Raw genomic sequence first — 26381 nt, 5'->3', positions numbered from 1 at the left:
TCAGGGTTCCCGGCGGTCGCCCCACCCGCGGGCGGCCAGCGCCTCACCGAGCTCGTCGGCGTAGCGCAGCGTGCGGACCACGAACGGGAGCGCGAACGCGGTCAGCGACCGTTCCGCCCCGCGTGCCCTGGCGGCCTCCCGCACCTGACCGGCGATGCCGGCGAGCGTGCCGACGGCCTGCACGGTCAGCCCGACGACGACGCCGACGCGTTCCGGGTCCACGCCGAACCGGCGGAGCGGGCCGAGCGCGCGCTCGATGGCGCCGACCAGGTCGTCGACCTTCGTGACGAGCGTGAACAGGTTCGCCGCCCCGACCGCCGCAACGATCCGCAGGCACGCCACGGCCGCCTCGCGCGGCCCGATCAGCCACCACTGGATCACCAGGATCAGGCCGGCGAGCAGCGCGAGCGTGCGGATCAGGCCCCGTACCCGGCGCGGCCGGATCCGGGCGACGACGTACCCGAGCACGACGAGCGCGACCGCCCCGCCCAGCCACCACGGGTCGTCGAGTGCGACCGTCCCGGCCGCGAACAGCAACACGACGACGAACGACGGCCCGGCGGGCGCCCGGTGCAGGACACTCGTGCCCGGTTGGTAGAGGGCGAGCGCGCCGGTCACGCGCAGAGCTTCCGGTAATGGACGATCGCCGGGCCGGGGGCGTCGTCCGCGGCGACCCGGCCCTCGTCGATCACGACGACGCGGTCGAACCCGTCGAGCAGGTCGAGGTCGTGGGTGACGAGCAGGACCTGCTGGCGCAGTCCGGCCAGGCGTTCGACGAACCGGCGCTTGTTGCGCAGGTCGAGCAGCGTCGTCGGCTCGTCGCAGACCAGCACGTCGGGATCGGTGACCAGCACCGCGCAGAGCGCCAGCAACTGCTTCTGCCCGCCGGAGAGCTGGTGCGCGGGGTGCTCGGAGTAGCCTTCGAGGCCGATGTCGGCCAGCGCGGCCGCCGCGCGGGCGGCGCGTTCGCCGCGGGGCACGCCGGTCCGTCGGAGCGAGAACGCGACGTCCTCGCCCGCGGTCGGCATGACGATCTGCGAGTCCGGATCGGTGAACACGAACCCGACCCGCCGCCGGACGGCGCCTCCGCGCTTCGCCGGGTCGACGCCGTCCACGGTCACCGACCCCGAGGTCGGCGTGACCAGGCCGTTCACCATCCGCGCCAGCGTCGACTTGCCGGACCCGTTCGCGCCGACGAACGCGACCCGCTGCTCGGACAGCCGCAGGTCGACCTGGTGCAGCACGGTCCGCTCGCCATAGGCGTGCCCGACGCCGTCGAACTCGATCATCGTCGGACCTCCCACAGCGCCGCGACCCCGAGCCCCCCGCCGGAGGACAGCGCGGCCAGACCGGTCGTGCCGTGTCCACATCGGACCAGACGGTGGAACAGGCGGACCACCAGCACCGCCCCGGACGCGCCCCACGGGTGCCCGAGCGCGATCGCGCCTCCGTCCGGGCTCACCCGCTGCTCGTCCAGCCCGACCGCGTCGAGGCAGGCGAGGACCTGCCCCGCGAACGCCTCGGTGAACTCGACGGCGCAGGGGTGGGGGTGGTCGACGGCCCGGATCGCGGGAATGGCACCGAGGCCGAGCAGCGCCGGGGCGCATCCCCGCGTCGCGGACGCGCGCAGGGCCAGACCGGGCACGCCGAGGGAGCGTCGGACCCGTTCGCTGACGATCAGCACTGCCGCGGCGCCGTCGTTGACGCCGCAGGAGTTCGCCGCCGTCGCGGTGCCGCCTTCGGTGAACGCCGGCCGGAAGCGGGCGAGGCGGGCGGCGTCGAACCGATCGCGGGGACGTTGGTCGGTGCGGACGTCCCCCAGCCGGACGATCTCGGCGTCGAACGTGCCGTCCCGCTGAGCGCGGACGGCCCGTGCGTGGCTACGTGCGGCGAACTCGTCCTGACGCTCCCGGCTGATCCCGGCCTCGGCGGCGACCCGGTCCGCGGCCGGACCCATCTCCGGGTCCCCGAGCTCGGCGGGGGCGAACGGGGCCTTCGTGTACGTGGTGCCGCCCGGCCAGGTCCGGGTCGGTGCGGTGGAGGCGCTCTCGACGCCGCCCGCCAGGTAGGCCTCGCCCTCGCCGGAGCGGATCGCCGTCGCGGCACTCACGATGGCGGACAGCCCGCTGGCGCACTGCCGGTCGACGGTCATGCCGGGCAGGCCCTCACCGAGCCCGGCCCGCAGCGCCGCGACCCGCGCCGGATTCCCGCCGGGACCGAACACGTTGCCCAGCAACACGTCCTCGATCGCCACACCCGGATCGAGGTCCTCCAGCAGCGCGCGCAGTACGGGCGCGGCCAGCTCGTCGACGGTGTACGCGCGCAGGGCGCCGCCCGCGGTTCCGATCGGCGTCCGCCGCGCCGCGACGACGACGGGCATCCGGTCGTCCGCCGTCATGCGCCGCCCCGACCATGATCGGCGGTCGGGCGTGGATCGGTGCCATCTGTGGCACCCATGCGTACCGAACCGTCGATCTTCAGGGTGGCGACGTCGGTGGTGTCGCTCTCAGCGGGCGACCTGACTCCATGATCAGCCGTCCTGCGCGGATCGGTGTCACCTGCGGCGTCGATGCGTGCCGAACCGTCGATCATCGGGTTGGGCACGCTCTCGCCTGTCGTCCCGGGCTCGGCGGCGGTTCCGGCCGGTGCCTCGGAGGGCAACGGGGCGGCGTCCAGGGTCCCGTCGGCCAGGCCGGTGGCGACGCGTGACCGGGCGACCTTTCCCGAGGTCAGGCGGGGGAGAGCCGTCGTGACCAGCCATCGTCGCGGACGCTTTGCTGCGGCGAGTCCGTCCCGCGCCGCAGTGCGGAGCAGGCTCAGCGCCGGCGGGTCGGACGGAGCCTCGACCACGGCCGTGACCAGCTCGCCGAGACGGGGGTGCGGCGTACCGGACACGACGACGTCGGAGACCCCTGGCACGTCGCGCAGCACGTCCTCCACCTCCTCGGCGGCGATGAGCATGCCGCCCTGGGAGATCGTCGCGCTCCCGCGCCCGTGCACGACGAGATCGCCGGAGTCGGTCAGGGAGCCGCGGTCACCGAGGCGTAGGAAACCGTCGCCCGCCGGTTCCAGGCGACCCGACCGGAGGTGGCCGGCGAACGCCTGCGGGGTGCGGATCTCCAGCTCGTCGTCGCGGACCCGGATGTCGACGCCCGGCAGTGCACGGAGCGGGCCGTCGTCGCGGCGCAGTGCCATCAGCGAGGTCTCGGCCGCGCCGTAGTACTCGACGAGCTCGGTGTCCGGCAGGAGCCGGGCACGTCGTGCGCGCAGCCCGGCACCGACGGCGGCCCCACCGCTGACGATCACCCGAGGTCCGACGAGCGGCGCCGCGAGCAGTGCGGACAGCTGGGCCGGGACGAGATGCACGGTGCCGACGCCGGCCAGGTCGGCGGCGTCCAGCGACGGCCGCCACCGCACGTCCGCGCCGTGGTACAGCGCGTGCAGGGCCCCGAACAGGAACAGCGACGACGCAGGCGACCCGGGCAGCAGCACCGGCCCCGGGAGCGGGCCGAGCGCGTCGAACCCGATCCGCCAGGACCGCCGGGTGCGGGCCAGCACCTTCGGGCGACCGCTGCTGCCGGACGTCGTGGCCAGGTAGAACAGCACGTCGTCGCCGGGATGCGGGTCGATCGACGTGGACGACGGGTGCGGCGCGCCGTCCACGCACACGTCCGGCTCGGCGTCGGAGAGCACCGCGTCCCGCTCCCGTGACGTCCACGACGGTGCGACGACCAGCGCCGCCGCGCCCAGGACGTCGGCCCCGAGCAGCCAGGCGACGGTGTCGTCGGGGATGCACGGTCCGATCGCGACGCGGCTCCCCGGCCCGGCGCCCCGCTCACGTAGCGCCGCGGCGGCACCGTGGATCCGGGACAGCAGCCCGTCGGGGAGCGCCGGCGCGTCCCGGAGCACCGGCGGGTGCGCCGCTGTCACGAGACGGACGCGCGCCGGGGCAACAGGTCGGGCAGCGCGCGGTGGACGAGGCCGGCGATCACTGCCGCCAGGACGAGCTTGACCAGGTCACCGGGCACGAACACCAGCGACTGGACGACGCCCGCGCCGAGGCTGCCGAGGAAGGCCCCGTACACCGGGATGCCGATCACGTAGTCGGCCACGACGCCGAGGAACGTCGCCAGCAGCAGCACCGGCAGGCGTCGACGAACCGCCCGTTCCACGACCAGCCCGGTGACCAGCGCGGAGAGCAGCCAGCCGAACAGGAACCCCGCGCTCGGCCCGACGAACGGTGCGATCCCGCCGCGACCACCGGACAGCAGCGGCAGCCCGATCGCCGTGATCGCGAGGAACAGCGCCACGGCCGCCGTGCCGCGCTTCCACCCGAGGATCGCGCCGGCCAGCAGCGGGCCGATGTTCTGCACGACGATCGGGACGAGCCCACCGACCGGGACACCGGGGAACAGCCCGAGCACGGCGATGAACGCGGCGAAGACGACGACGCGCGCGAGGTCCGCGGCGGGCAGTGCTGATCGGGCCACGCGATGAGGCTAGTCACCGGACGGCGTTGCAGGGCGCGACGTGGCGCGGGACTCATCCGTCCGGACGGACGCCAGCATCGCGTCCGTGAACTCGGCCATCGCCTCGTTCGCCGCGTCCAGGTCGCCGGTGACGAGCGCGTCGTGCAGCAGGCCGCGCGACGTCGCCAGCGCCAGCCGTGCGTGGATGCGGGCCCGCCGTGGGTCGTCGCCGCCGCGGACCATCAGCCGGGTGAGCGGCTCGAGCCACGGTTCGACCATCTCCGCGCGCATCGACTCGGCGTGCGGCCTGCGCTGCATCGCGTGCGTCGCGAGCTCGAAGAACAGCGGCCCGTAGCGCATCGCAGGCCCGGTCACGAGCGACCAGAAGTGCATACCGACCTCGTGCGGGTCGTCGTGCCCGCTGCGGTCCAGCTCGGCGAGCACCTCGCGCTGTCCGGCCTCCACAGCCGCGACCACGGCGGCGAGCAGGCCCTCCCGGCTCCCGAAGTGATAGATCAGCATCCGGTGGCTGGTCCCGATCGCGTCGGCGATCGTGCGCAGGCTCCGGTCGGCGATGCCGTGGTCGGCGGCGTGCTCGATCACGGCGTTCAGGAGTTCCTCGCGCATGTACCAGATGGTACGGTCGTGTACCACTTGGTACAGGGAGGCTTCGATGATCACGGTGGAGCGGCACGTCGACGCGGACGCCGAGCAGCTGTGGGCCGTGGTCGCGGACCCGGCGTCGTGGCCGGAGTGGACGGCGTCGATGACGTCGGTGCAGCTGCTCGACGGGCGGCTGGAGGTCGGGGCGCGGGCCCGCGTCGTCCAACCAGGACTGCCGCCGTCACTGTGGACGGTGACGGAGCTCGTGCCGGGCGAGTCGTTCGTCTGGGCGACGACGTCCGGTGGCGTCACGACGGTCGGCTCGCACCTCGTGCGGAAGCGCGACGGCGGTCGTAGCCGCATCGAGCTCGGTCTCGACATGCGTGGGCTGCTCGCACCCGTGCTGAACCTGCTGATGGGCAAGCGGTTCCGTCGCTACGTGACGATGGAGGCCGACGGGCTGAAGGCGGCCGCCGAGTTCGCGCGCCGATGACGCGTCAGTCCAGCGTGCGGCGGTGGGTGCCGAAGCCGTCGGCGTCCGGGGCGTCGGAAGGCGCGTAGCCGGCGCGGGCGAACAGGCGCGCCGACGCCGTGTTGTCCCGGTGCACGACGGCCGTCACCGGCGTTCCGGCGCCGGTCGAGGCCCGCAGCGCGCGCTCGCCGGCGGCCAGGAGCGGGCCGGCGAGCCCGGAACCGCGACGCTGCGGTGCGACGGTGATCGAGACCTCCCAGCCGTCCGGGTCGTGGTCCCAGCGCACGGTCCCGACCGGGCCGTCGGCGTCGGAGACGACGAGCAGCATCCGGTCGCCGTCGGCCAGCGAGCGTTCCAGCCACGCCCGGTGTTCGACGGCGGTGACCGGGCTCGGGGTGCGCGACCACCGGCGGGTCTCGGGGTCGTTGCGCCAGGCGAGCAGCAGCTCCGCATCGTCGGATGTGGCCGGACGTGTGGACAGTGACCGGTCGCCGGTCGCGGTGCGCAGCGCGTCCAGGATCCGGTCGGCCCCGCGCCCGTCGACGACGTCGCGGGCACGGGCGGCGAGGGCGGCGCGGGCGTCGGGATCGGTGAGCAGGTGGCGCAGCGTGGCCGTCGTGTCCGGGTGGGACAGGTCGTCGGCGGATCCGAGGCCTGCGGCGACTCCGGAGGCGGTGACGGCGCGGTAGCCCTCGGTCTGGTTGTCCGCGACCCGCACCAGCGCCATCGCGACGCCGACGCAGCACAGCTCCCAGACCGTCGTGCCCGCGGCGCTGACGACGAGGTCGACGTCGGCCGCGGCGCCGGGCAGGTCGGGCAGTGGCGGGACGGTCCGGAAGCCGTCGGGGACGGCGAGCTCGCGCCCGGGCGGCACGACGACGTCGACGTCGGCCGGGACGCCGGTCGCGGCGAGCGCGGAGACGACCCGGCCGAGCAGCCCGGCCGCGTCGGTGCCGCCCATGACGACGAGCACGCGCGGCGGGTCGGTCGGGCCGGCGGCGCCTGCCGAGCCAGGGCCGGTCGACGCGGTCCCCGAGTCGCGCCGGCCACTGAGCCGGTCCTCCCGCGTGGTCCGGGCCCGCCGCACGGACCGGCGCAGCGGCGCGAAGCGGGGGCCGCGCAGCAGCACGGGCGACCCGTCGTCGGGGCGGGGCACGGCATCCGCGCCCAGGTTCGGGTCCACCACGACGTCGGCCGGCCGCCGTCCGGTGTGGAAGTCCTCCACGGTGGACAGGACGACGCCGTGCGGGTTGAGCGCGTCCCGCAGTTCCGGGCCGAGCAGGTAGTGGTCGACGTGCGCGGCGTCGATCCGGTGCTCGCGGCACAGGGCGACCAGCTCGTCCGCGGAGTCGGCGGGCGGGAGCAGGGTGCCGGGCCGGTCCGCCTCCCCGGCTCCCGGGTGCGGCGGCGTGCCGGTGTCCCGGTCGGTGCGGGACAGTCCGGTCCACAGCCAGTCGAGCCCGTCGAGCCGTCCGGACCAGAACACGTCGTGCCCGGCCTCGATCGCGGCCTCGGCCAGGGCGGCGCAGCGGACGGCGTGCCCGACCCCGGTGGCCGGACCGGCGTCGCAGCGCAGCAGCAGCCGCATCAGCCCGCGTCCAGCGGCTTCTGCCGCACCCCCGCGTTGCGGGCGACCAGGTCCGGGCGGTCGCGCAGCACGGCGACCAGATCGCGCCAGCCGGTGCGGTCTCCGAGCTCGGACACCAGCCCGTCGAGCAGGTCGGCGTCCTCGGTCGTGTCGAGCGTGACCCGCAGGTCGTCGGCGGGTGGGGAGACGACCAGGCCGAGGCAGCGGAAGCGCTGCGGGTCGCCGTAGAGACCGGAGGTGACGTGTACGCGGTCGTAGCCGGTCGCGGTGGCGGCCAGGGAGCGCAGGGCGTCGGTGCGGGCGAGCTCGACGTCCAGGCCGCGGGGCAGGGTGCGGACGAGCGTGGTGGCGACGTAGTCGTGCTCGGGGGCCTGGCCCCATGCGGCGACGACGAGCCCGACGAGTTCCGGGTCGAGCATCGGGCAGTCCGCCGTGAGTCGCACCACGGCGTCGCACGGGTGCTCGTCGGCGGCGAGCACGAACCGGGCCAGCACGTCGTCCTCCGGTCCGCGCACGACGCGCGTGCCGAGCCGCGCCGCGAGATCGGCGACCGGGTCGTCCCCTGGCTCCGTCGACGTCGCGACCAGCACCTCGTCGACGCCGGGGGCCTTCTGCGCGGCGGCCACCACGCGCTCGAGCACCGGTCGCCCGCCGAGCGGGCGCAGCACCTTGCCGGGAAGCCGGGTGGACCCCGTCCGCGCCTGGATGACCGCGTGTACCCGCACCTGCGTCCCTTCCCCCGGTGTATCGCGTGCCATCATGCCGGGAGGTTCGGATCGGGTGGATACGGAGGCGTGATGTCGGTTCTCGAAGGCTCGTCGGTCCTGGTCACGGGCGGGACGGGATCCTTCGGCAAGGCATTCGTCCGTGCCCTGCTGGACCGCTACTCCCCGCGTCGGCTGGTCATCCTGTCCCGCGACGAGCTCAAGCAGTACGAGTGCCGGTCGCTGTTCGGCGACGACCCGCGGCTGCGCTGGTTCCTCGGTGACGTGCGCGACCAGGCCCGCCTGCGTCGCGCGATGCACGGGGTGGACTACGTCGTGCACGCCGCCGCGTTGAAGCAGGTGGACACGGCCGAGTACAACCCGTTCGAGTTCATCCGGACCAACGTCGAGGGCTCGCAGAACGTCGTCGAGGCGGCGATCGACTCGGGCGTGCGCAAGGTCGTGGCGCTGTCCACGGACAAGGCGTCGTCGCCGATCAACCTCTACGGTGCGACGAAGCTGTGCGCGGACCGGCTGTTCGTCTCGGCGAACCACTACGCGGCCGCCTACGAGACCCGGTTCGCCGTGGTCCGTTATGGCAACGTCCTCGGGTCGCGGGGAAGTGTGGTGCCGCTGTTCAAGCGGCTCGCGGCGGAGGGGCAGTCGCTGCCGATCACGGACAAGCGGATGACCCGGTTCTGGATCACGCTGCCGCAGGCGGTGCAGTTCGTGATCGACTCGTTCGACCGGATGCAGGGCGGCGAGCTGTACGTGCCGCGGATCCCGTCGATGCGGATGACGGATCTGGCCGAGGCGATCGCGCCGGGTGCGTCGACCCACGACATCGGGATCCGGCCGGGGGAGAAGCTGCACGAGGAGATGATCGCCGCGGACGACTCGCGGCGGACGCTGCGCCTGGACGACCGCTACGTCGTCGAGCCCTACATCGCCGGGTGGGGTTACACCTCGCCGGACGGGGAGCCGATGCCCGACGGTCAGGCCTACCGCAGCGACACCAACGACCTGTGGCTCTCGCCGGAGCAGCTGCGCGAGATGGTGGAGGCGCTCGACTAGTGCTCCCCTACGGCCGGCAGTCGATCTCCGACGAGGACGTCGCGGCCGTCACCGCTGTGCTCGGCACGGACTGGCTCACCACCGGCCCGGCGGTGACGCGGTTCGAGGAGGACCTCGCCGCCGTCACCGGGAACGCGGCCGTCGCGGTCACCAGCGGCACCGCCGCGCTGCACGTGGCGTACGCGGCGGCCGGGGTGGGGCCGGGACAGGACGTGGTGGTCGCGCCGCTGACGTTCGTCGCGACGGCGGCGACGGCGGCACTGCTCGGCGCGAACGTGATCTTCGCCGACGTCTGCGATGACACCGGCAACCTGGACCCGGATGCGGCGAAGGCGGCGGTGACGGCCTCCACCTCCGTCATCGCGGGCGTCGACTACGCCGGCCACCCGATCGACGCGTCGGTGCTCTCGGACATCGCGCACGACGCGGGTGCGCTGCTGCTCGAGGACGCGGCGCACTCGGTGGGCGGGCGCTGGCACGGGCACCGGGTCGGTGAGCTGGCCGACCTGACGACGTTGTCGTTCTTCCCGACGAAGAACCTCACGACGGCCGAGGGCGGCGCGGTCGTGTCCCCGTCGCCGTCGCTGATCGCCGGGGCCAGGGGCTTCCGGAACCACGGCCTGGTGCGCGACCGCGACGCGCAGCGTTTCCCGGACGAGGGGCCGTGGCACCAGGAGGTGCACGCGTTCGGCCTGAACTACCGGCTGCCGGACCTGCTGGCCGCGCTCGGCTCGTCGCAGCTCACGAGGCTGGACGCGTTCGTCGCCCGCCGCGCGGAGATCCACGCCCGCTACGACGCCGCGCTCGCGGACGTCCCCGAGGTCCGGACTCCGTCGCGCCGCGACGGCGCGGACCCGGCCTGGCACCTCTACCCGCTGCGCGTGCTCGACGGTCGCAGGCGCGAGCTGTTCGAGCACCTGCGGGCGTCCGGGGTCGGGGTGCAGGTGAACTACGTGCCCGCCTACTGGCACCCGGTGTTCGAGGACCTGGGCTACCGGCGCGGGATGTGCCCGGTCGCCGAGGAGTACTACCGGCAGGAGATCTCCCTGCCGCTGTTCCCCGACCTCACCGACGCCGACGTCGACCGCGTCGCGTCCGTGGTCCGCGCGTACTTCGGGTACGGGAGCTGAAATGACGCGCCCGTCCGACCCTTCGGAGCCGGTCATGGTCGTTCCGGACGGCGACGCCGCCGCGGGTGCCAGCAAGGACGTGCTGGGCCGCGGCTCGCTCTACACGATCGCCACGGCCGCCCCGATCCTGGCCGCCGTCGTGGTCACGCCGTTCGTGACCCGTCTGCTCGGCGCGACCGAGTACGGCGTCGTGGCGATCGCGCTGACCGTCGTCCAGGTGGGGGCCATGATCGGCGGGCTGGGCATGGCCGCCGCGATCACCCGGCACGGGATCATGGAGCGCTCCGGCCCGGCGGGCGCACGGTCGCTGGTGCTGCGCGGCAGCGCGGCCTCGACCGCGCTGATCCTGGTCGCGATGGCGCTCGGTCCGTTCTGGGGCGAACCGGTGCTCGGCACGCCGTGGCGGGCGGGCCTGGCCTTCGCCGTGATCGGCGCCGCCGGGTTCGGCACGATGCTCAACGCCCAGTCGTTCCTGCGGGTCCTGGACCGTCCGGTCCCGTTCATCGCGCTGTCCGCACTGGCCACGCTGGGCGGCCCGCTGATCGGGCTGGTCCTGGTGACGGTCCGCGGCACCGACGCCGACGACTACCTGTTCGGCCTGATGCTCGGCTACCTGCTCTCCGGGCTGGCGGGGATCGGGCTCGCGCTGCGCGACGGTCGCCCGCGCGGCGAACCGGGCGACTTCCGGCATGCGTTGAAGGTCGGGCTCCCGGCCGTCCCGCACCTGGTGGCGCTGTTCCTGGCGCAGAACGCGCTGATCATCGTCGCCACCCAGAACCTGTCCCAGGCCGACGGCGGCCGCCTGCAGATCGCGCTGCTCGTCGGCGCCTCCCCGGCCATGATCGTCGCGGCGCTGAACAACGCGTGGGCGCCCGTCGTCTACCGGACGGCGCCGGAGCAGCGGGGTGCGGCGCTGGAGCGGACGGCGCGCGACGTCGGAGCGATCACCACGGTGCTGGCGGGCGGCGTGGCGCTGCTCTCGCCGTGGGCGCTGCAGATCCTGGCGCCCGCGTCGTTCGCGCCGGGCGAGCTGGTGGCCTCGGTCGGGATCGCCGCCGTCGGGTCCGTGATCAGCGTGGCCTACCTCGGCAACGTGCACCTGGTGTTCGCGTCCTCGCGCAGCGGCGGGCTCGCGGTCGCCAGCCCGGTGAGCCTCGTCGTCGGTGTGCTGGCCGCCGTCGCGCTCGCGCAGCTCGGCGGCCTGACTGCCGTCGCCGTCGGTTTCCCGGTGACGTACCTGGCGCTGGCGATCGGCACGTCGATCCTGCGCCGCCGGGTGTCCCCGACGAGCTGGCGCGAGTCCGTCCTCGCGCTCCCGCTGGCCGGGGGGATCGTGATCTGTGCGATCGGGACGGTGCTGCCGTTCACCGGTGCACTCTGGATCACCGTCCGGCTGGCGCTGGCCGTCGCGCTCGGCGTGCTGTTCCTGCTCCTCGTGCGGCGGATCTTCACGCGCTGAGCCGGCTGTGATCGCCGGTCGGCGCTGAGTCGATCATCGGACGTGGCGCGCCGCCACCGGGCCGTGCGCCCGCGCGAACGGCGGTGATCCCCGGTCCGCGCGCTCCGGCGGAGAACGCGCGCGTCCTGTCGCGGGCGTCCGCCGGATCGGCACGCGTTCGGTGGATCAGCGCGCGAACGGAGCGAACCGTCCAGGTGGCCCGGTCGCGCGAGGACGCGCCCCCGCAGCGACTGCCCTGTGGATCACCGGGCGGATCCGGGACGCGCAGTCCCGCGAAGAACGCGTGCCCCGGCGGAGAACGCACCCGCCCGGTCGCGGGCGTCCGACGGATCAGCGTGCGTACTTCGGATCAGCGTGCGTGGAGAGCGGACCACCCGCAGGACCGGCCGCTCGAGGACACGCACCCACGGCGGATCACCGGGCGGATTCGCGTACTCGCACCCTCACCGAGAACGCGCGCCTGGCCGGTAAACGCACGCGTCCGGGCGCGCGCATCCACCGGCCAGGCGCGCATTCGCCGGACCAGTGCGCGTTCGCCCGGCCTCGGCTCAAGCCGCCGCCTGCTCTGCTCTACCGCGCGCACGACGGCGTGCGGCCGATCGTGTCCGCGCTGGTCCACCCGGTGGTGCGCCCGGGTAAGCAGAGCAAAGCGTGCTCCGGGACGATCGCCGGTCAGGCGGCCGAGGGCGGTTCCAGGGTCGTGACCGGGGTGTCCAGGCCGGGAGGAAGCGGCCGGGGGAGCGCGGCCAGGGGGTGGCGCAGCCACAGCCATGGGCTGAAGCCCCCTGCCGACATCGCCGCCGTGCTCGCCTCCGAGCGCTTCGTCAGCCCCAGCACCATCGCGGCCTTGGCCAGCGGCGACGCGGCGTAGTACTGCACGAGCGGTCCTGGCGTGCGGTGCGACCACCCGAGCGCCGCGCGCAGCGGACCCGGCTCCAGGAGCGCATCGGCTCCCAGCTCGGCGCGGGCCAGCATCGTCGCGGCCGCGTCCTGGGCTGCGGCGCCGGACGAGGGGCGCGTGCCGTCGTCGGGATCCGCGGTGTGGAACTCCGGCCACGTCGAGCGCAGCATCGCCAGCGCGTCGTCGCCCTGGTTGCCGAACGTCAGCGGGTCGCCCCACACGGCGGCGGGGGTGCCCAGCGCGGCCGCGTAGACGACGGCCGTCGACAGCCGGTTCGACGACAGCCTGCTCGCGTTCCCGGCCAGGTGCATGATCCGCAGCAGGAAGTGCGGGTCGTCCCGGCGACCGGCCGTGACGAGCCGATGCCCGGCGTCCGCCCACGCCGACGTGATCTCCGGGTCGGTCATGTCCTCGTGGTGCAGGCAGACCGTGGACGGGCCGTCGACCTTCGCGACCTGGCGGGCGAGGTCGGCGTGCGCGCCGGTGACCCGGACCAGACGGGTGCCGTGGAACGGGACGAACACCGGGCCGAGCGAGTCCGACCGGGTCCACCCCTGCGCGTGCAGGAGCCGCTCCAGGTACAGGATCGGGGCGCCGACGGCGGTCGTCGGACGGCCGTCGCCGGAGTTGCCCGGCGACCAGGCCCGCGACCGGTGCGACCAGACCAGCAGCCTCCGTCGCGGGGACGAGCCCACCGAAGGGAAGTCCGCGAAGTGCGCCGCCACCGGAGACGTCGCCGTCCACCCGTGCTGCAGCAAACCGGCGACGTGCCGGGGACGGGACAGCCCCGCGTAGGCGGCCAGCACGGCCGAGTGGCCGTAGTAGTGGTTCTGGATGTCCACGCGAACTCGCAGATCGGGTCGACGGACGGGCCGGTCGATCGTAGCGAGCGGCCCGATCGCTACCGTCGGTGCGTGACCGGGCCCGTCGACATCATGCTGCCGTTCTACGGCGATCCCGGACTGCTCCGACGGGCCGTGCGCAGCGTCCTGGAGCAGCGCGACCCGGACTGGCGGCTGACCGTCGTCGACGACGGCTATCCGGACGAGACGATCGAGCCATGGTTCGCCGGGCTGGGCGACGAGCGCGTCCGCTACCGCCGCAACGCCGTGAACCTCGGGGCGCAGCCGAACAACCGGTACTGCCTCGAGCTCGTCGACGCCGAGCTGTTCGTGATGATGGGCGCGGACGACCTGATGCTGCCGCACTACCTGGACACCGTCCGGGCGCTGCACACCCGGTTCCCGGACACGGCCGTCGTGCAGCCCGGCGTCCAGGTGATCGACGACTCCGACCGCCCGGTCCGCCCGCTCGCGGACGTCGTGAAGGGCTGGCTCGCGCCGCGCGGCTCCGGGCCGCGCGAGGTCGGCGGCGAGGCGCTCGCGGCGAGCCTGCTGCGCGGGAACTGGCTGTACAACCCGTCGTTGTGCTGGCGCACCGCGGCGCTCGGGACGATCCCGGAGTCCGCCGACGTGTTCGACCTCGCGCTCCCGCTGGGCGTGATCGCGGCAGGCGGCACGCTCCTCGTCGACGACGAGGTGTGCTTCCGCTACCGCCGTCACCGCACCAGCGACTCCGGCTCCGGCGCGACGGCCGGGAACCGGTTCCCGGAGGAGAAGCGGTTCTTCGCCGCCGCGGCCGAACGAATGGACGCCCGCGGCTGGCCGAAGGCCGCCGCGGCGGCCCGTGGGCACCTCACGTCGCGGCTGAACGCGGCCGTCCAGCTCCCCGGCGCCGTCGCCCGGCGGGACACCGGCGTGGCGCGGGTCCTGGGCAGGCACCTCGTGTCCCGATGAGTTCCGCGGACATGGGGAGTCTGGGGTGCATGGGCAACGACACGCAGACCTCGACCACCGTGACCAACATCGGCGTCGCCATGTTCACCGTCTCCGACCAGGACGCCGCGCTGGCGTTCTACATCGACACGCTCGGCTGGGAGGTCCGCGGCGACCAGCGCTTCGGTGAGAACGGCGAGTCCCGGTGGCTGGAGGTCGCTCCGCCCGGGTCGACGGCCAGGCTCGCGCTGAACCCGCCGATGTTCTCTCACCCCGGTGGCGGCGCGATCGGCGTCGAGACGCCGGACGTGCGCGCCGAGCACGCGCGGCTGTCCGCGATCGGCGGCCTCGACCTGGACGCGCTGCCGGAGGAGGACACGCCGGGCGCGCCGACGCTGTTCTTCGTGCGGGACCCGGACGGCAACGTCGTCACGGTCGTCCAGGTCTGACGGCTACCCGACCGGCGGCGCGTCCGTCCGGACGATGACGGCGTACGGGCCGACGTCGCGGCGGACGAACGCAGGGTCGTCGAACACCCGCGGGTCGAACGTCGCCGTGACCGAGCGCTGGGACTGCGCCGGGAACGGGTCGTAGGTCAGTCCCATCCGGAGCAGGCCGTCGTCGCCACGCTGCAGCACGAACACCGACGGCGGCCGCTCCGGCGCCGCGTCCAGCGCGGCCAGCAGCTCGGCGGGCGTGCGCGACGCGGACCAGGCCAGCACGCGGTCGCGGCGCCCGGCGAAGTCGGCGATCGGGTTCGAGTACTGCGCGATCGTCGTCAGGTACGTGCGGTACGGCTCGTAGGTGAGCAGCGAGTAGGTGCTGCTGAGCACGACGACCTGGTCGCGCGGCCGACCGGTCATGCCGTCGATCGCGCCCGCCAGCTCGGCCACCGAGCCGGGCGTCGGTGCGGCACCGGTGGGCGAGGTGCCGTCCGGGTAGCGGTCCGACGCCTGCGCGGAGCGGCTCCAGTCGTAGTCCTTCGGCGTCGCCTGCACCTGCCCGACGACGACGGCGACGGCGAGCACGACGGCCAGCACCGGCAGCTGCGGCGCGAGCCCCGGGGCGACCGGCAGGCGGTCGCGGACCAGCCGGACCACGTCCGCGGCCGCACCCACCGAGCCGCACGCCAGCGCCGCCGTGACGATCGGCTCGAGACGGAACGACAGCAGCGTCGTGTCCGCGACCAGAGCCAGCGTGGAGAGCAGGTACCAGGCGTAGCCGCAGGCCGCCGTGATCCCGAGCCCGCGGGCGACCGGGTCGGTACGCCACCGCAGCACGATCCAGACCGTCCCGGCCAGTGCGAGCACGCCGAGCGGCGTCGCGGAGAACATCGGCAGCGGGAACTGCGCGCCGCTCTCCGGCAGGAAGCGTTGCGCCGCGTCCGAACCGGACGCGCCGCCGAGCCGGGCCAGCCAGTACGGCGTCCAGAACACGAGCACCAGCGGTACCGCCGCGATCGCGACGATCCCGGCCGCGATCACCAGCCGGACCAGCGCGCGCCCGCGGGACCGGACGAGCCCACCGAGACCGGCCACGCCGAGCACGAACACGCCGAACGCGGCGATCTGGGTGTGCGTCACGGCGGCGACGCCGAGCACCAGCCCGACCGCCACCGCGGAGCCCACCGGCGGGCGCCGCCCGTCGCACGCGGCGTCCACGAGCCGCACGCCCAGCACGGCAGCGGGTGCCACGAGCGCCGCCGTCAGCCAGGAGTACGGCGTGTACGCCGCCGTGGTCGCCACCCCGGCCAGCACGGTCGCGACCGCAGCCCCCAGCGCGCGGGTCCGGCTCGTGACGCGCGTCCACAGCAGGTAGGCCAGCACGGCGGTCACGGCCATCGAGGTGAGTGCGAACGGCTTGTAGAACGCCCACGCCTCGACGCCGAACAGGCTCGCCAGCCGTCCGCCGACCCAGAACCAGCCGGCCGGGTAGTACGGCGGCAGGTCCGCGTAGGCGACGTCGGCCAGGCGCGCGGAGTCGGCGAACCGGGTCAGGAACTCGACCCGGAACGCCTGGTCGCCGGAGATGCCGAAGATGTAGTGCCGGGTACCGGACAGCAGCAGCGCGACCGGCAGCGTGGCCAGCGCGGACAGCCCGGCCCACGCGAGCGGCGCGGCCAGTGCGGGGCGGCGGGCGAGCATCCCGGACGCGGCGAGCACGAGCGCGACGAGCAGCCCGGAGCTCGACGTCAGCGCGAGACCGACGTTCGTGCCCGCCGGGATCGGCAGCCGGGACACGACGAGCTGCGCCACGGCGCTGACCAGCACCGCGACGACGACGGCCGCGACCGGCTCCAGCCAGGACAGCGCCGCGGCCGGACGGCGCCGCTGCCCGGCCGGGATCGGGGAACGGACGCGCGGGTGCGTCGCGGAGCCCGTCATCGCTTGCGGGCCACCACCAGGAACGCCTTGGAGATCGCCCACAGGGCCGGGAACCGGCGCAGGGCGGCCACGCCGTACGAGTACAGCGCCGAGCCGCCGCCCTCGGCGAGCGACACGTCGCCCGGCACGGTGAACGTCGCGTCGAGCTCCGGGCGGTCGGCCAGCAGCCGGCGCATCCGCAGGTAGCCGGGCGCGTAGCTGGCGTCGGTGTAGTCGTGGCCGCGACCGGTCAGGCGCAGGTAGCGGTTGGCCAGCGGCACCGGCATCCAGGACAGGAACGGCAGCGCGTAGTGCGCCTCGATCGGCCAGAACCGGTTCGGCACCAGGATGTAGGCGACGCCGCCGGGGCGCAGGCAGTTCGACAGCCGCTCGAGGGCCGCCGGCTGGTCGGGGAGGTGTTCCAGGACGTTGTCCAGCACGGCGACGTCGAAGGCATCCCGATCCGAGCCGTCGCCGAAGTCGGTGATCGACTGCGTCCGGAACGTGAAGTTCGGCGCCTCCTCGGCGGCGAGCCGGGTCGCCTCCTCGGCGAGCGCCCCGTTCGGCTCGATGCCCACGACCTCGCGGCACATGCCGGCCAGCGAGAGCGCCGTGTAGCCGTAGCCGCAGCCGACGTCGACGACCCGGCACTCGGCGAACGGCTTGTCCAGGAACGGTTCCGTGGTGATCGCGATCTGTTTCGCGAACCCGGCCGCGAGGCGGCGGCGCTCGACCATCCGCAGCGTCGTCCGCTCGTACTCGGGCAGTGCTGCTCGGTCGTCGGGGGCGTCCACCCGGTCCTCCTTCACGGGTTGGTGGTGATCGGGATCGTGTCGCAGGCGGTGACCCGGTACAGCGTGTTGCGGCCGTCGGTGTCGACCGGCTCGAACCCGGGGAAACCGTCCAGCCCGTCCAGGCCGGGGTAGTGGGTCGACCGCCCGTCCCACGCCCAGAAGCTGACCGGCCCGGAGATCGCGTAGTCGACGCGGGTGGCCGCGACGGCGTCGCAGACCTCCGGATCGGTCGCCGCGTACCGCAGCCTCGCCGCGATCGTGACCATGTCCGGCGTCCAGTTGCCGCTCAGGTGCGGGAACAGCACCTCCCGCCCGGTGAGCGGGTAGAGCAGCGCGTTGCCCGCGTACGGGTTGTCCGCGACGACGGCGTCCGGCGGGATCTCCTGCCCGACCCGTTCCAGGAACTCCCGCTGTCCCGGTTCGAGCAGCACGTCGGTCGCGAGCCGGTAGGGGCTCGCGAGCAGGACGGCGTGCACCTGCCCGCTCATCCCGCCGGAGATCGCGACGACGAGCAGCACCGCCACACCGACCGTCGCGGCCGGCAGCCCGCGCCGGAACCGCACGCCGGACGTGCCGGCGGCGAGCAGCGCACGGCGGACGAGCCCGGCGATGCCGAGCAGGCCGATCACGGCGAGCGGGACGCCGGTGACCGGCACCATCGCGGCCAGCCGGTGCGAGTCGTTGTACCAGGCCCCGGTGACGGCCTCGGTGAACGCGCCCTCCTGGGACGCCGCCTGCAGGTACAGGAACCCGGAGGCGAGGTGCGCCGGGGCCATCCAGGACGTCGAAGCCCTGCGCAGCGCGACGACGATGCCGACGACCACGAGCACCGAGACCGTCCAGATCTCCGGACGGTCGTTCGTCGAGTTCGTGAGCACGCCCCAGATCGACTGGCCCGCGGTCTGGAACGCCGGCCAGTCGAACGTCCGCACGCCGTCGGTCAGCGAGGAGGCTGTCATCAGCCAGTACACGAACCACACCAGCCCGGCGACGACGACGAGCCCGGCCAGCGGCTGCCAGAAGCGCGCCGTCATCAGCCGTTCCCGGAACAGCGCGGCCAGGCCCCAGAGCACCGGGAACAGCGCGAGCACGGCGAGGCTGAACACGGAGTTCGGGTGGGCGAGCGTCAGCGTGGGCAGGGCGACGACGAGCAGCCCGGCCGCGCCGGGACGGGTCAGCGTCGAGTTCCTGGCCAGCCCCATCAGCGTCACGGCCGCGGCCAGCGCACCGGGCAGCAGCGCGACGCCGAGCAGGTTCGGCCACAGGACGCCGAACGTCATGAGGTTCCACGGGAACGCCGTGAACCCGACGGCCAGCACGGGCGTCACGAACGCGACGGCCGCCGACCGTCCGAGCACCTGGCGGGCCAGGAGCAGGCAGCCGAGCGGCCAGGTGACGACGGCGACGGCCAGCGCGGTCGCGTTCGTCGCGGGGATCACGGGGGTCCCGGTGGAGAGCACCGCGAGCGACACCATGTCGTGCCACGCGCCGGGATAGAACGCCGTCGGCGTCGACGGGTTGGTCAACGTGCCGAGGGTCAGCGACGACGCGTCCCCGCTGCCGACGATGTGCGCGACGGCGCTGTAGTGGAAGACGGCGTCGTAGGTCTGGGACAGCGCGTCCGCCGGCCCCATCCCGTTCACGGCGGTCAGCCAGCCGAGCGCCACCGCGATCGCGATGCCGGCCAGCGCCGCGATCCCGGCCCACCGGCCGTCCGGGCCCTCCCGGCCGGCGGCGTTCTTCCACGGGGTGACCGGGACGGCCTCGGTCGGGGCCGCGTCGACCACCTCCGGGAGCCGCGCGAACCGGCCCTTCGGCGTCCGCAGCCGGGACCAGGTCGTCCGCAGCAGCCGCCGCCCGGCGGCCAACGGGCGTTCCGGGCGGGTGCGGTACTTCGGCAGGAGCATGTCGCTCCCCACCCGGACGCCGATCCCCACGACCGCCACCAGCACGGCGGCCGCCACCGGGACCCACCACGCCCACCCGACCCCGAGCGCGGCGGCGACCACCCCGGTGATCGACACGACGCCGACCGACAACAGTGGGGCCGAGCCCCAGGCGACCAGCCCGCGCAGACCCCAGGCGTACGCGGCGAGCAGCCCCGGCGCGACCGACCAGAACGCGGCGAGCGCCACGGCCGGGGCCGCGGAGAGCCAGGACATGGCGCGGGCCGCCTCCTTCTCCGGCGCCGTGCCCCGGACGGGTGAGTCGTGCGGCCGGACCGGGCCGCGGACGGACCCGGCGAGCATACCGACGCGTACGTCGGCCGGGCCGGACCCCGGGCGGCGGGCCGGTCAGGACTCGGTGACCTGGTGCGGGTCGCAGGCGGTGATGCGGTAGAGCCGGGTCTCGCCGTCGTCGGCCATCAGCTCGAACCCGGGGGCACCCTGCAGGTCGTCCAGGCCGGGGAACGTCCGCGCCAGCGGGTCCCATGACCACAGCGTGAGCGGTCCGGTCAGCGCGTAGCCCACGCCGGTCGCATGCACGGCCGTGCAGACCGCCGGATCGGACGCCGCGTCGCGCAGCCGCTCCGCGATCATCCGCTGCTCGGGCGACCACACGCCGGTGAGGTGCGGGAACAGCACCTGACGGCCGGTGAGCGACCACAGCAGGGCGTTGCCGGTCCACGGGTTCTGGGCGACGACGGCGTCCGGCGGCAGCAGGTCCCCCGCGTGGATGAGGAAGTCCTCCTGGCCAGGGCGCAGCAGCGTCTCGGCCGGGTACTGGTAGATGTCGGCCAGGTTCGCGGCGTGCGTGTCGCGGTACATCCCGCCGGACGTCACCAGCAGGGCCAGCATCGCGGCCGTCGCGACGACGACCGGGCGCGGCCCGACCGCGACGCGTCCGGACGGGCGGGGGAGCAGGGCCACCGCGCGGCGGACGACCCCGGCCACGGCCAGCGTCCCGATCGCGGCGAGCGGCACCGCCACCACAGGGACCATCGCGGCCAGGCGGGGCGAGTCGTTGTACCAGACCCCGGTCCACGGCGACGACGCCGTGACGGCCGCGACGACGTACAGCGCGCCGGTGGTGGCCCATGCCGGCACGAGCCAACTCGTCCGGGACCTGCGCAGCGACGCGACCGCCCCGGCGACGACGAGCAGGGAGATCGCCCACGCCGCCGTCCCGCCGTTCGGGGAGCTGGTCAGCACGGACAGCGCGCCGGAGCGCCACGTCTCGATCGGGGTCCATTCGTAGCCGCGGATCCCGTCCAGGCCCGGCCACACCACCATCACCCAGTACGTCGTGTACAGCGTCGTCGACGCGACGGCGACGAGCAGCACGACGGTGAACCAGCGCCGGTCGCGCAGGCGGCGGACGACGTCCCCGGCCAGGCCCCACAGCAGCGGCCACGCCGCGATCACGGCGAGCCCGAACACGGCGTTCGGGTGCCCGAACGCGACCGACGGCACGGCGACGACGGCGAGCACGAGCCCGTGCCGTCGTCGCAATGGCCCGCGGTGCACGAGCCCGGCCAGCACGAGCACGGCACCGACGGCGGCCGGCATCAGCGCGACGCCGAGCAGGTTCGGCCACAGCGCGCCGTAGGTGACCAGCGCCCACGGGAACGCTCCGAACCCGACGGCGAGCAGCGGGGTGGCCAGGGCGGCGCTCGCCGAGCGGCCGACGAGCAGGCGGACCAGCAGCAGCTGCGACGCCGGCCAGGCCACGATGGCCACGGCCAGTGCCGTCATGTTCGACGCCGTGACGATCCCGGTGGCGCCGGCGTGCGGGGCGATCAGCGAGACCGTCGCGTGCCATCCGGCCGGATAGGGCGACGGCGAGTTGACCAGCCCGCCGAGCGTCGTCGCGGACGCGTCGCCGGTGGCCAGGATCCGGGCCACCGCGTTGTAGTGGAAGCTCGCGTCGAACGTCTGCGAGACCGCGTCCGGCCTGCCCATCCCGCGCACGGCCGTCATCAGCCCGATCCCGGCCGCGCCGAGCGACCCGGCGACCGCGGCGGGGACCGTCCACCGGCCGTCGCCCTCGCGCGCCGGGGACGAGCGGTAGCGGCGCACGCCGAGCGCGGCGGCCGCGACGAGCACGGTCGCCGCGATCGGTACCGGAGCGCCCCAGCGCACGCCGAGCATCCCGCCCGCGAGCGCGGAGCCGGAGATCAGACCGACCGACAGCACCGGCGCCGCACCCCACGCGACGAGCCCGCGCAGCCCGGCGGCGAGTCCGACGGCGAGACCGGGAAGCAGCAGCCACGCGGCGGCGAGCAGGAGGACCTCGACGGCGGCCGGCCAGCTCATCGGCCGCCTCCTGGAGGTGTCGCGGATCGTGGAGAACCGGGTGCACGGGACACGGCCGGTGCGAGCCCAGATTACCGACCCCCTGATGCGCGACCGTGACCCGGGCGGCGGCTCCCCACGGGGTGCGCTCTACCCTCGGGCCGTGCCTGCTGAGTCTTCTCCCGCCCACCCCGACCTCGTCGTCGTCGGCTCCGGGTTCTTCGGGCTGACCGTGGCCGAGCGGTGCGCCGCGGAGCTCGGCAAGAAGGTCCTGGTGCTGGAGCGGCGAAGCCACATCGGTGGCAACGCGTACTCCGAGGCCGAGCCGGAGACCGGCATCGAGATCCACCGCTACGGCGCGCACCTGTTCCACACGTCGAACAAGCGGGTGTGGGACTACGTCAACCGGTTCACCGCGTTCACCGGCTACCAGCACCGGGTGTTCGCGAAGGTCGGTGACCAGGTCTACGCGTTCCCGATGAACCTGGCGCTGATCAACCAGTTCTTCGGGCGCTCGCACTCCCCGGACGAGGCCCGGGCGCTGATCGCCGAGCAGGCGTCCGAGGTGGACACGAAGGACGCGACGAACCTCGAGGAGAAGGCGATCTCGCTGATCGGGCGCCCGCTCTACGAGGCGTTCATCAAGGGCTACAACGCCAAGCAGTGGCAGACCGACCCGAAGAACCTGGACGCGTCGATCATCACCCGGCTCCCGGTCCGGTACACGTTCGACAACCGGTACTTCAACGACACCTACGAAGGTCTCCCGGTCGACGGCTACGCCGCGTGGCTGGAGCGGATGGCCGACCACCCGAACATCGACATCCGGCTCGACACCGACTTCTTCGCCGTCCGCGGCGAGATCCCGGCCGGCACCCCGGTCGTCTACACCGGACCGCTGGACCTCTACTTCGGACACTCCGAGGGCGAGCTCGGCTGGCGGACGCTGGACTTCGAGATGGAGGTCCGCCACGACACCGGCGACTTCCAGGGCACCTCGGTGGTCAACTACAACGACGCCGACGTCCCGTACACCCGGATCCTCGAGTTCCGGCACATGCACCCGGAGCGGGACTACCCGAAGGACAAGACCGTCATCGTCCGCGAGTACTCCCGGTTCGCCGAGTCCGGCGACGAGCCGTACTACCCGGTCAACACTCCGGAGAACCGGGCCAAGCTGGAGCGCTACCGCGAGCTGGCGCGCAAGGAGACCGTGAACCGGAACGTGGTGTTCGGCGGCCGGCTCGGCACCTACAAGTACCTGGACATGCACATGGCGATCGGCTCGGCCCTGACCATGTTCGAGAACCGCCTCGTCCCGTACTTCACGGAGAACCGGCCGCTGTCCGGCACGGAGTCGGAGGACTGACCGGGTCGTCCGGCTCCAGCCGGGCCAGCTCCGTCCGCAGGTCCTCGGACGCGCCCGCGATCGCGTCCAGCCGGTGCTTGCGTCCCGGCACGCGCTCGTCGGCCAGCAGCTCGAGCCGCTCCAGCTCGAGCGCCGCGAGCCGTGCCCTGATCGCGGGCGCCCTGTCCGGCGTGTGCGGGGTCGTCCGCTCGGTCATCCGGCGCCACCACTGTAGGAGCATGGCGATCACTAAACCGGTTCAAAGGATGTCTGCCAAGAGCTTTACCGCCATCGGCGCCGCAGTGATTGAACCGGTTCACTCGACCGCACCACCGCCGTCGCCCGGACGCGCGGGACACTGACGTGGTGGACGGGAGCGGCCGGGTGACGCTGGCGACGATCGCCGACGCCGTCGGCGTCTCGCGGGCGACGGTGTCGAACGCCTACAACCACCCGGAGCGGTTGAGCACGCAGCTGCGCGACCGGGTGCTCCGCGCCGCGCGGGAGCTGGGCTACGCAGGTCCGGACCCGGTCGCCGCGACGCTCGCCCGCGGCCGGATCGCCGCGCTGGGCGTCATCTACGACACCCCGATGTCGTTCGGGTTCAGCGACCCGGCCGCCGTGCTGTTCCTGCAGGGCGTCAGCCAGGTGTGCGAGCAGGCGGACCTGGCGCTCGTGCTCATCCCCGGCCCGACGAGCCCGACGGCGCGGGTCGCGCTGGTGGACGGCATCGTCTGCTACTGCGATCTGCCCGACGAGGGCGCGCTCGCGACGATCCGAGAACGCAGGCTGCCGTTCGTCATCGTCGACGGGCCGCCGCACGACGGGGCCGGTCACGTCGGGATCGACGACCGGGCCGGCGCGCGTGCAGCGGCGCGGCACGTCCTCGACCTCGGCCACACCCGTATCGGCGTCGTGCCGATGCCCCTGGACGACAGCGGCTGGGAGGGTGCGCCGTCGCCGGAGCGCCAGGCGGTGGCGCGCTACCACGGCGTGCGGGAGCGGTTCGCCGGTTACCGCGATGCCGTCGAGGCGGCGGGTCTGCAGTGGGAGGCGATGGCCGTCGAGGAGCGTGCTCCCTACGGCCGGGACGCCGGCCGGCGGTCCGCCGCCGCGCTGCTCGCCCGCCGTCCCCGGCCGACCGCGATCCTCGCGATGAGCGACGAGATGGCGGCCGGGACCCTCGACGCGGCCGCCGAACTGGGCCTGGACGTCCCCGGCGACCTGTCGGTGGTCGGTTTCGACGACATCCCGTCCGCAGCCCTCGCCCGGCCCGCGCTGACCACGGTGCGGCAGCCGCACCTGGAGAAGGGCCGACGGGCCGCGACGATGCTGCTGCGCCAGGGCGGGACGCGGTCGGAGCCGGTCGAACTGCCGACCGAGCTCGTCGTGCGGTCCTCGACCGGCCCGCGCCCCCGGACGCCCTGAGCCGGGTCTCGGCCGCCACCCGCCGTCTGGTGCGACGGCTCGCCGAGCCAGGCGTGTACCGGGTCGAGGCGCCGCTGCCCTACGAGGACCTCGACGGCCTCGCGCTGCTGCGCCCGGAGAACCCGGCCTGCGGATCGCGGATCCGCTGACACGGTCGAGATCGCACACACGGCTGTTCGATCATGCCGTCGACCGCCATGGCTGCGATCTCGTCGTCCCCAGAACTGTGGACGAGCGGAGACGGTGCGGTTCCGCGCGCCCTAGGGTCGGCGGGTGATCCGAATGCGGGTGGTGGCGGCTCTGCTGGTCGCCGCGGGGGCGCTGGCCGGTTGCTCGACCGGGATCCCGGCGACCGCTCCGCCGCCGAGCCCGACGGCGGAACCGAACGCCGCCGTAGGCACCGCCACCGCCACCACCTCAGCCGCCGAGGCGGGCGGCCCCGCACTGACGGACACGAACGGCGCGGCCGTGCCACCGGCGGTCGCCGACGGGGTGCGGCGGATCGACGCCGCGCTGCGTTCCGGCACGACCGCGTCGGTGCGCGACCTGTACGAACCGTCGCCCGGCGCCGCCGGATGGGCACGGACGGCGAGCCGCCTGGACGACCCGACCCACCGGGCCCGCCTGGTCACCGCGCTGCGCAACCCGCCGCAGCCGCGTCCGGAGATCGCCTACCTCTACTCCGACGGCGACCACGGCCTCGGCATCACCGGCGACGGGAAGCTCGCGTTCGTCGGCGTCGGGCAGAAGCCGCGCCCCGCGTCGTCCGGTGCCGCGATCCCGGCCGGCACCTACCTCGGGCACGGACGCTCGCTGGCGATCGACGCGTCCGGCCGCGGCACGTACACGTTCCGCACCTACGACGAGTGCCCTCCGGACACGCCCGGCGTGCCGTGCGAGTACCGCGGGCCGGAGCAGGTCGCGAGGGTCACCCTGCAGGTGTCCGGATCGAACGCCCGCGTCCTGACCAGCAACGACGAGCCCGAGGTGCCGACCGGCAGCACCCTCCCGATCGCCTCCCCGCGACCCGGGGTGGTGACGATCGGGCGTGGTGACGCGGCGACGACGTTCTGCGGCGACGGCGTCTCCGACCAGGACTGCGGCGCCTGACGGCGGTCAGCCGTCGGGATCCTCCGGCCGGTCGAGCCCTAGCTCGTGTCGCAGCCGGTCCTCGGCCTCGCCCTCGGCGCGCCCGACGCCCTCGAAGCGGTCGGCGCCGAGGAACGCCTGCACGAACCGCGCCTTCTGGCGCTTGACCTCGTCGGTCAGCGCGTCGTCCACGGCGTCGCCGAGCTCGTCGTCCGTGTTCCCGGCCACGTGACCCTCCCCGGTGGGCTCACCCGAGGGTGCCTGCTCGACGCCGCGAGCGGAACCGTCACGCCTGGTCCGGCACCCACCCAGCGACGGCCGCGACGAAGTCGGCCAGGTCCGACGGATCGTCGAGCGGGTCCGCCGCCCGACGCTGCGGCCCGGTCGTTGCCTCGGCGCGCAGGACGGCGAGGTCGTCGGTGATCGACCGGAGCAGACGAGCGGCCCGGTCGCCGTCAACCACGACGGACGCTCTCCAGGAACTCCCGATGCGCGCGGCGCATCCGGGGCAGCTCGTCGGCGTAGATCTTGCGCAGGGTCGCGACCCAGCGCACGCGGGCGGGCGGATCGTCGTCGAACACGAGGATCCCGTTCTGGGCGACCGGGCCTGCCAGCTCCAGCGGGGCGTGGTTCAGCACGAGCAGGTCCACGCCGATCGGAAGATCCACCTCGAACGACGCGGGCGGATCGGCTGCCCACCAGGCCGCGACGTCGACGTCGGAGTCCGGGCGGGCGGTTCCGGTCGCGCGGCTGCCGTGCAGCAGGGCGAACCGGGCACCGGCCGCACGCAGGGCGTCGACCGTGCCCGCAGGCAGCTCGACCGCGGCACTCATCGGGCAAGTGTGGCACCCGTGTCCTCCGGACGGACGCCGGTCGCGCGGCACGCCGCCCGCCTCCCGGTGACGACCGCCACCGCGGCTACCCTCGGGGCCGCCGTTGCACGCCCCCG

At 74.2% G+C, this 26381-nt stretch carries 26 protein-coding genes; 9 read left to right on the top strand and 17 right to left on the bottom strand.

The annotated features are described in order from the left end of the window. Genes EV378_RS16220 through EV378_RS16195 form a run of 6 tightly spaced genes read right to left on the bottom strand, consistent with a single transcriptional unit; the run spans position 1 to position 5096 of the window. On the bottom strand, positions 1-618 hold the full coding sequence (locus tag EV378_RS16220; protein ID WP_132426072.1) for an energy-coupling factor transporter transmembrane component T family protein: 618 nt from the start codon (positions 616-618) through the stop codon (positions 1-3). Continuing rightward, on the bottom strand, positions 615-1289 hold the full coding sequence (locus EV378_RS16215) for an energy-coupling factor ABC transporter ATP-binding protein (RefSeq protein WP_132426069.1): 675 nt from the start codon (positions 1287-1289) through the stop codon (positions 615-617). The genes EV378_RS16220 and EV378_RS16215 overlap by 4 nt, the downstream gene beginning before the upstream one ends. Continuing rightward, a complete protein-coding gene (locus EV378_RS16210; protein ID WP_132426066.1) occupies positions 1286-2398 on the bottom strand; it encodes a thiolase family protein in 1113 nt (370 codons plus the stop codon). The genes EV378_RS16215 and EV378_RS16210 overlap by 4 nt, the downstream gene beginning before the upstream one ends. Beyond that, entirely contained in the window at positions 2395-3930 is a 1536-nt protein-coding gene (locus EV378_RS16205) for a class I adenylate-forming enzyme family protein (RefSeq protein WP_243653491.1), read from the bottom strand. Before EV378_RS16205 ends, EV378_RS16210 begins: the two co-directional genes overlap by 4 nt. Then, complete coding sequence (locus tag EV378_RS16200) at positions 3927-4490, bottom strand: biotin transporter BioY (RefSeq protein ID WP_132426063.1); 564 nt, start codon at positions 4488-4490, stop codon at positions 3927-3929. Before EV378_RS16200 ends, EV378_RS16205 begins: the two co-directional genes overlap by 4 nt. A 9-nt stretch (positions 4491-4499) precedes the next feature. Next, positions 4500-5096, bottom strand: a complete 597-nt coding sequence (locus EV378_RS16195) for a TetR/AcrR family transcriptional regulator (RefSeq protein ID WP_132426060.1) — start codon at positions 5094-5096, stop codon at positions 4500-4502. 46 nt (positions 5097-5142) lie between these two features. On the opposite strand from EV378_RS16195, the gene EV378_RS16190 reads away from it, so the two are divergent. Next, entirely contained in the window at positions 5143-5565 is a 423-nt protein-coding gene (locus EV378_RS16190) for an SRPBCC family protein (RefSeq protein WP_132426057.1), read from the top strand. 4 nt (positions 5566-5569) lie between these two features. Here the strand turns inward: EV378_RS16190 and EV378_RS36350 are convergent, their stop codons facing one another. Next, complete coding sequence (locus EV378_RS36350; RefSeq protein ID WP_165922307.1) at positions 5570-7132, bottom strand: bifunctional UDP-2,4-diacetamido-2,4,6-trideoxy-beta-L-altropyranose hydrolase/GNAT family N-acetyltransferase; 1563 nt, start codon at positions 7130-7132, stop codon at positions 5570-5572. Beyond that, a complete protein-coding gene (locus EV378_RS16180; protein WP_207908786.1) occupies positions 7132-7890 on the bottom strand; it encodes a cytidylyltransferase domain-containing protein in 759 nt (252 codons plus the stop codon). Before EV378_RS16180 ends, EV378_RS36350 begins: the two co-directional genes overlap by 1 nt. Positions 7891-7929: 39 nt before the next feature. Here EV378_RS16180 and pseB point away from each other — a divergent pair, with 39 nt between their 5' ends. From pseB to EV378_RS16165, 3 genes are read left to right on the top strand one after another with little or no spacing between them, the layout of a single operon-like run. Next, positions 7930-8910, top strand: a complete 981-nt coding sequence (gene pseB / locus EV378_RS16175; protein ID WP_132426051.1) for a UDP-N-acetylglucosamine 4,6-dehydratase (inverting) — start codon at positions 7930-7932, stop codon at positions 8908-8910. Next, a complete protein-coding gene (locus tag EV378_RS16170; protein ID WP_132426048.1) occupies positions 8910-10040 on the top strand; it encodes a DegT/DnrJ/EryC1/StrS family aminotransferase in 1131 nt (376 codons plus the stop codon). The genes pseB and EV378_RS16170 overlap by 1 nt, the downstream gene beginning before the upstream one ends. 34 nt (positions 10041-10074) lie before the next feature. Next, positions 10075-11499 carry a lipopolysaccharide biosynthesis protein gene (locus tag EV378_RS16165; RefSeq protein ID WP_165922306.1) on the top strand — a complete coding sequence of 475 codons (1425 nt, stop codon included), beginning with the start codon at positions 10075-10077 and terminating at the stop codon, positions 11497-11499. A 672-nt stretch (positions 11500-12171) separates the two neighbouring features. Here the strand turns inward: EV378_RS16165 and EV378_RS16160 are convergent. Beyond that, entirely contained in the window at positions 12172-13242 is a 1071-nt protein-coding gene (locus tag EV378_RS16160; protein ID WP_132426043.1) for a hypothetical protein, read from the bottom strand. 72 nt (positions 13243-13314) lie between these two features. Here EV378_RS16160 and EV378_RS16155 point away from each other — a divergent pair, with 72 nt between their 5' ends. Together EV378_RS16155 and EV378_RS16150 are read left to right on the top strand one after the other, a co-directional pair. Continuing rightward, a complete protein-coding gene (locus EV378_RS16155) occupies positions 13315-14196 on the top strand; it encodes a glycosyltransferase family 2 protein (protein WP_243653490.1) in 882 nt (293 codons plus the stop codon). 29 nt (positions 14197-14225) lie between these two features. Then, the gene (locus tag EV378_RS16150) at positions 14226-14624 is read left to right on the top strand and encodes a VOC family protein (protein ID WP_132426040.1); all 399 of its coding nucleotides are present in this window, start codon (positions 14226-14228) and stop codon (positions 14622-14624) included. Between the two features lie 3 nt (positions 14625-14627). On the opposite strand, the gene EV378_RS16145 is transcribed toward EV378_RS16150, so the two are convergent. The 4 genes from EV378_RS16145 to EV378_RS16130 all read right to left on the bottom strand — a co-directional run bounded on the left by EV378_RS16145 (position 14628) and on the right by EV378_RS16130 (position 21588). Then, positions 14628-16559: an arabinofuranosyltransferase gene (locus EV378_RS16145; protein ID WP_132426037.1), complete on the bottom strand. Its 1932-nt coding sequence runs from the start codon at positions 16557-16559 to the stop codon at positions 14628-14630. Continuing rightward, positions 16556-17332, bottom strand: a complete 777-nt coding sequence (locus tag EV378_RS16140; RefSeq protein WP_132426034.1) for a class I SAM-dependent methyltransferase — start codon at positions 17330-17332, stop codon at positions 16556-16558. The genes EV378_RS16145 and EV378_RS16140 overlap by 4 nt, the downstream gene beginning before the upstream one ends. Positions 17333-17343: 11 nt before the next feature. After that, on the bottom strand, positions 17344-19494 hold the full coding sequence (locus EV378_RS16135; RefSeq protein WP_132426031.1) for a DUF6541 family protein: 2151 nt from the start codon (positions 19492-19494) through the stop codon (positions 17344-17346). A 132-nt stretch (positions 19495-19626) separates the two neighbouring features. Continuing rightward, a complete protein-coding gene (locus tag EV378_RS16130) occupies positions 19627-21588 on the bottom strand; it encodes a DUF6541 family protein (RefSeq protein ID WP_132426028.1) in 1962 nt (653 codons plus the stop codon). A 142-nt stretch (positions 21589-21730) separates the two neighbouring features. On the opposite strand from EV378_RS16130, the gene glf reads away from it, so the two are divergent. Then, complete coding sequence (gene glf / locus EV378_RS16125) at positions 21731-22936, top strand: UDP-galactopyranose mutase (RefSeq protein WP_243653489.1); 1206 nt, start codon at positions 21731-21733, stop codon at positions 22934-22936. Here the strand turns inward: glf and EV378_RS16120 are convergent. Continuing rightward, positions 22893-23132 (bottom strand): hypothetical protein, encoded by a 240-nt coding sequence (locus tag EV378_RS16120; protein WP_132426022.1) that lies wholly within the window; start codon positions 23130-23132, stop codon positions 22893-22895. The two genes, glf and EV378_RS16120, sit on opposite strands and share 44 nt — an antisense overlap. A 149-nt stretch (positions 23133-23281) precedes the next feature. On the opposite strand from EV378_RS16120, the gene EV378_RS16115 reads away from it, so the two are divergent. Both EV378_RS16115 and EV378_RS16110 read left to right on the top strand, forming a co-directional pair. After that, the gene (locus tag EV378_RS16115; RefSeq protein ID WP_207908685.1) at positions 23282-24343 is read left to right on the top strand and encodes a LacI family DNA-binding transcriptional regulator; all 1062 of its coding nucleotides are present in this window, start codon (positions 23282-23284) and stop codon (positions 24341-24343) included. A 273-nt stretch (positions 24344-24616) separates the two neighbouring features. After that, positions 24617-25453 carry a hypothetical protein gene (locus tag EV378_RS16110; RefSeq protein ID WP_132426016.1) on the top strand — a complete coding sequence of 279 codons (837 nt, stop codon included), beginning with the start codon at positions 24617-24619 and terminating at the stop codon, positions 25451-25453. A 6-nt stretch (positions 25454-25459) separates the two neighbouring features. Here the strand turns inward: EV378_RS16110 and EV378_RS16105 are convergent, their stop codons facing one another. From EV378_RS16105 to EV378_RS16100, 3 genes are read right to left on the bottom strand one after another with little or no spacing between them, the layout of a single operon-like run. Further along, a complete protein-coding gene (locus EV378_RS16105) occupies positions 25460-25660 on the bottom strand; it encodes a hypothetical protein (protein WP_132426014.1) in 201 nt (66 codons plus the stop codon). A gap of 58 nt (positions 25661-25718) precedes the next feature. Further along, positions 25719-25895: a hypothetical protein gene (locus EV378_RS35370; protein ID WP_165922305.1), complete on the bottom strand. Its 177-nt coding sequence runs from the start codon at positions 25893-25895 to the stop codon at positions 25719-25721. Beyond that, positions 25888-26265: a nucleotidyltransferase domain-containing protein gene (locus tag EV378_RS16100; RefSeq protein WP_132426011.1), complete on the bottom strand. Its 378-nt coding sequence runs from the start codon at positions 26263-26265 to the stop codon at positions 25888-25890. Before EV378_RS16100 ends, EV378_RS35370 begins: the two co-directional genes overlap by 8 nt. Positions 26266-26381 lie beyond the last annotated feature (116 nt).

Source organism: Pseudonocardia endophytica (assembly GCF_004339565.1).
GTDB classification, from domain to species: domain Bacteria; phylum Actinomycetota; class Actinomycetes; order Mycobacteriales; family Pseudonocardiaceae; genus Pseudonocardia; species Pseudonocardia endophytica.
This window is presented reverse-complemented; position numbering and strand designations above follow the sequence as displayed.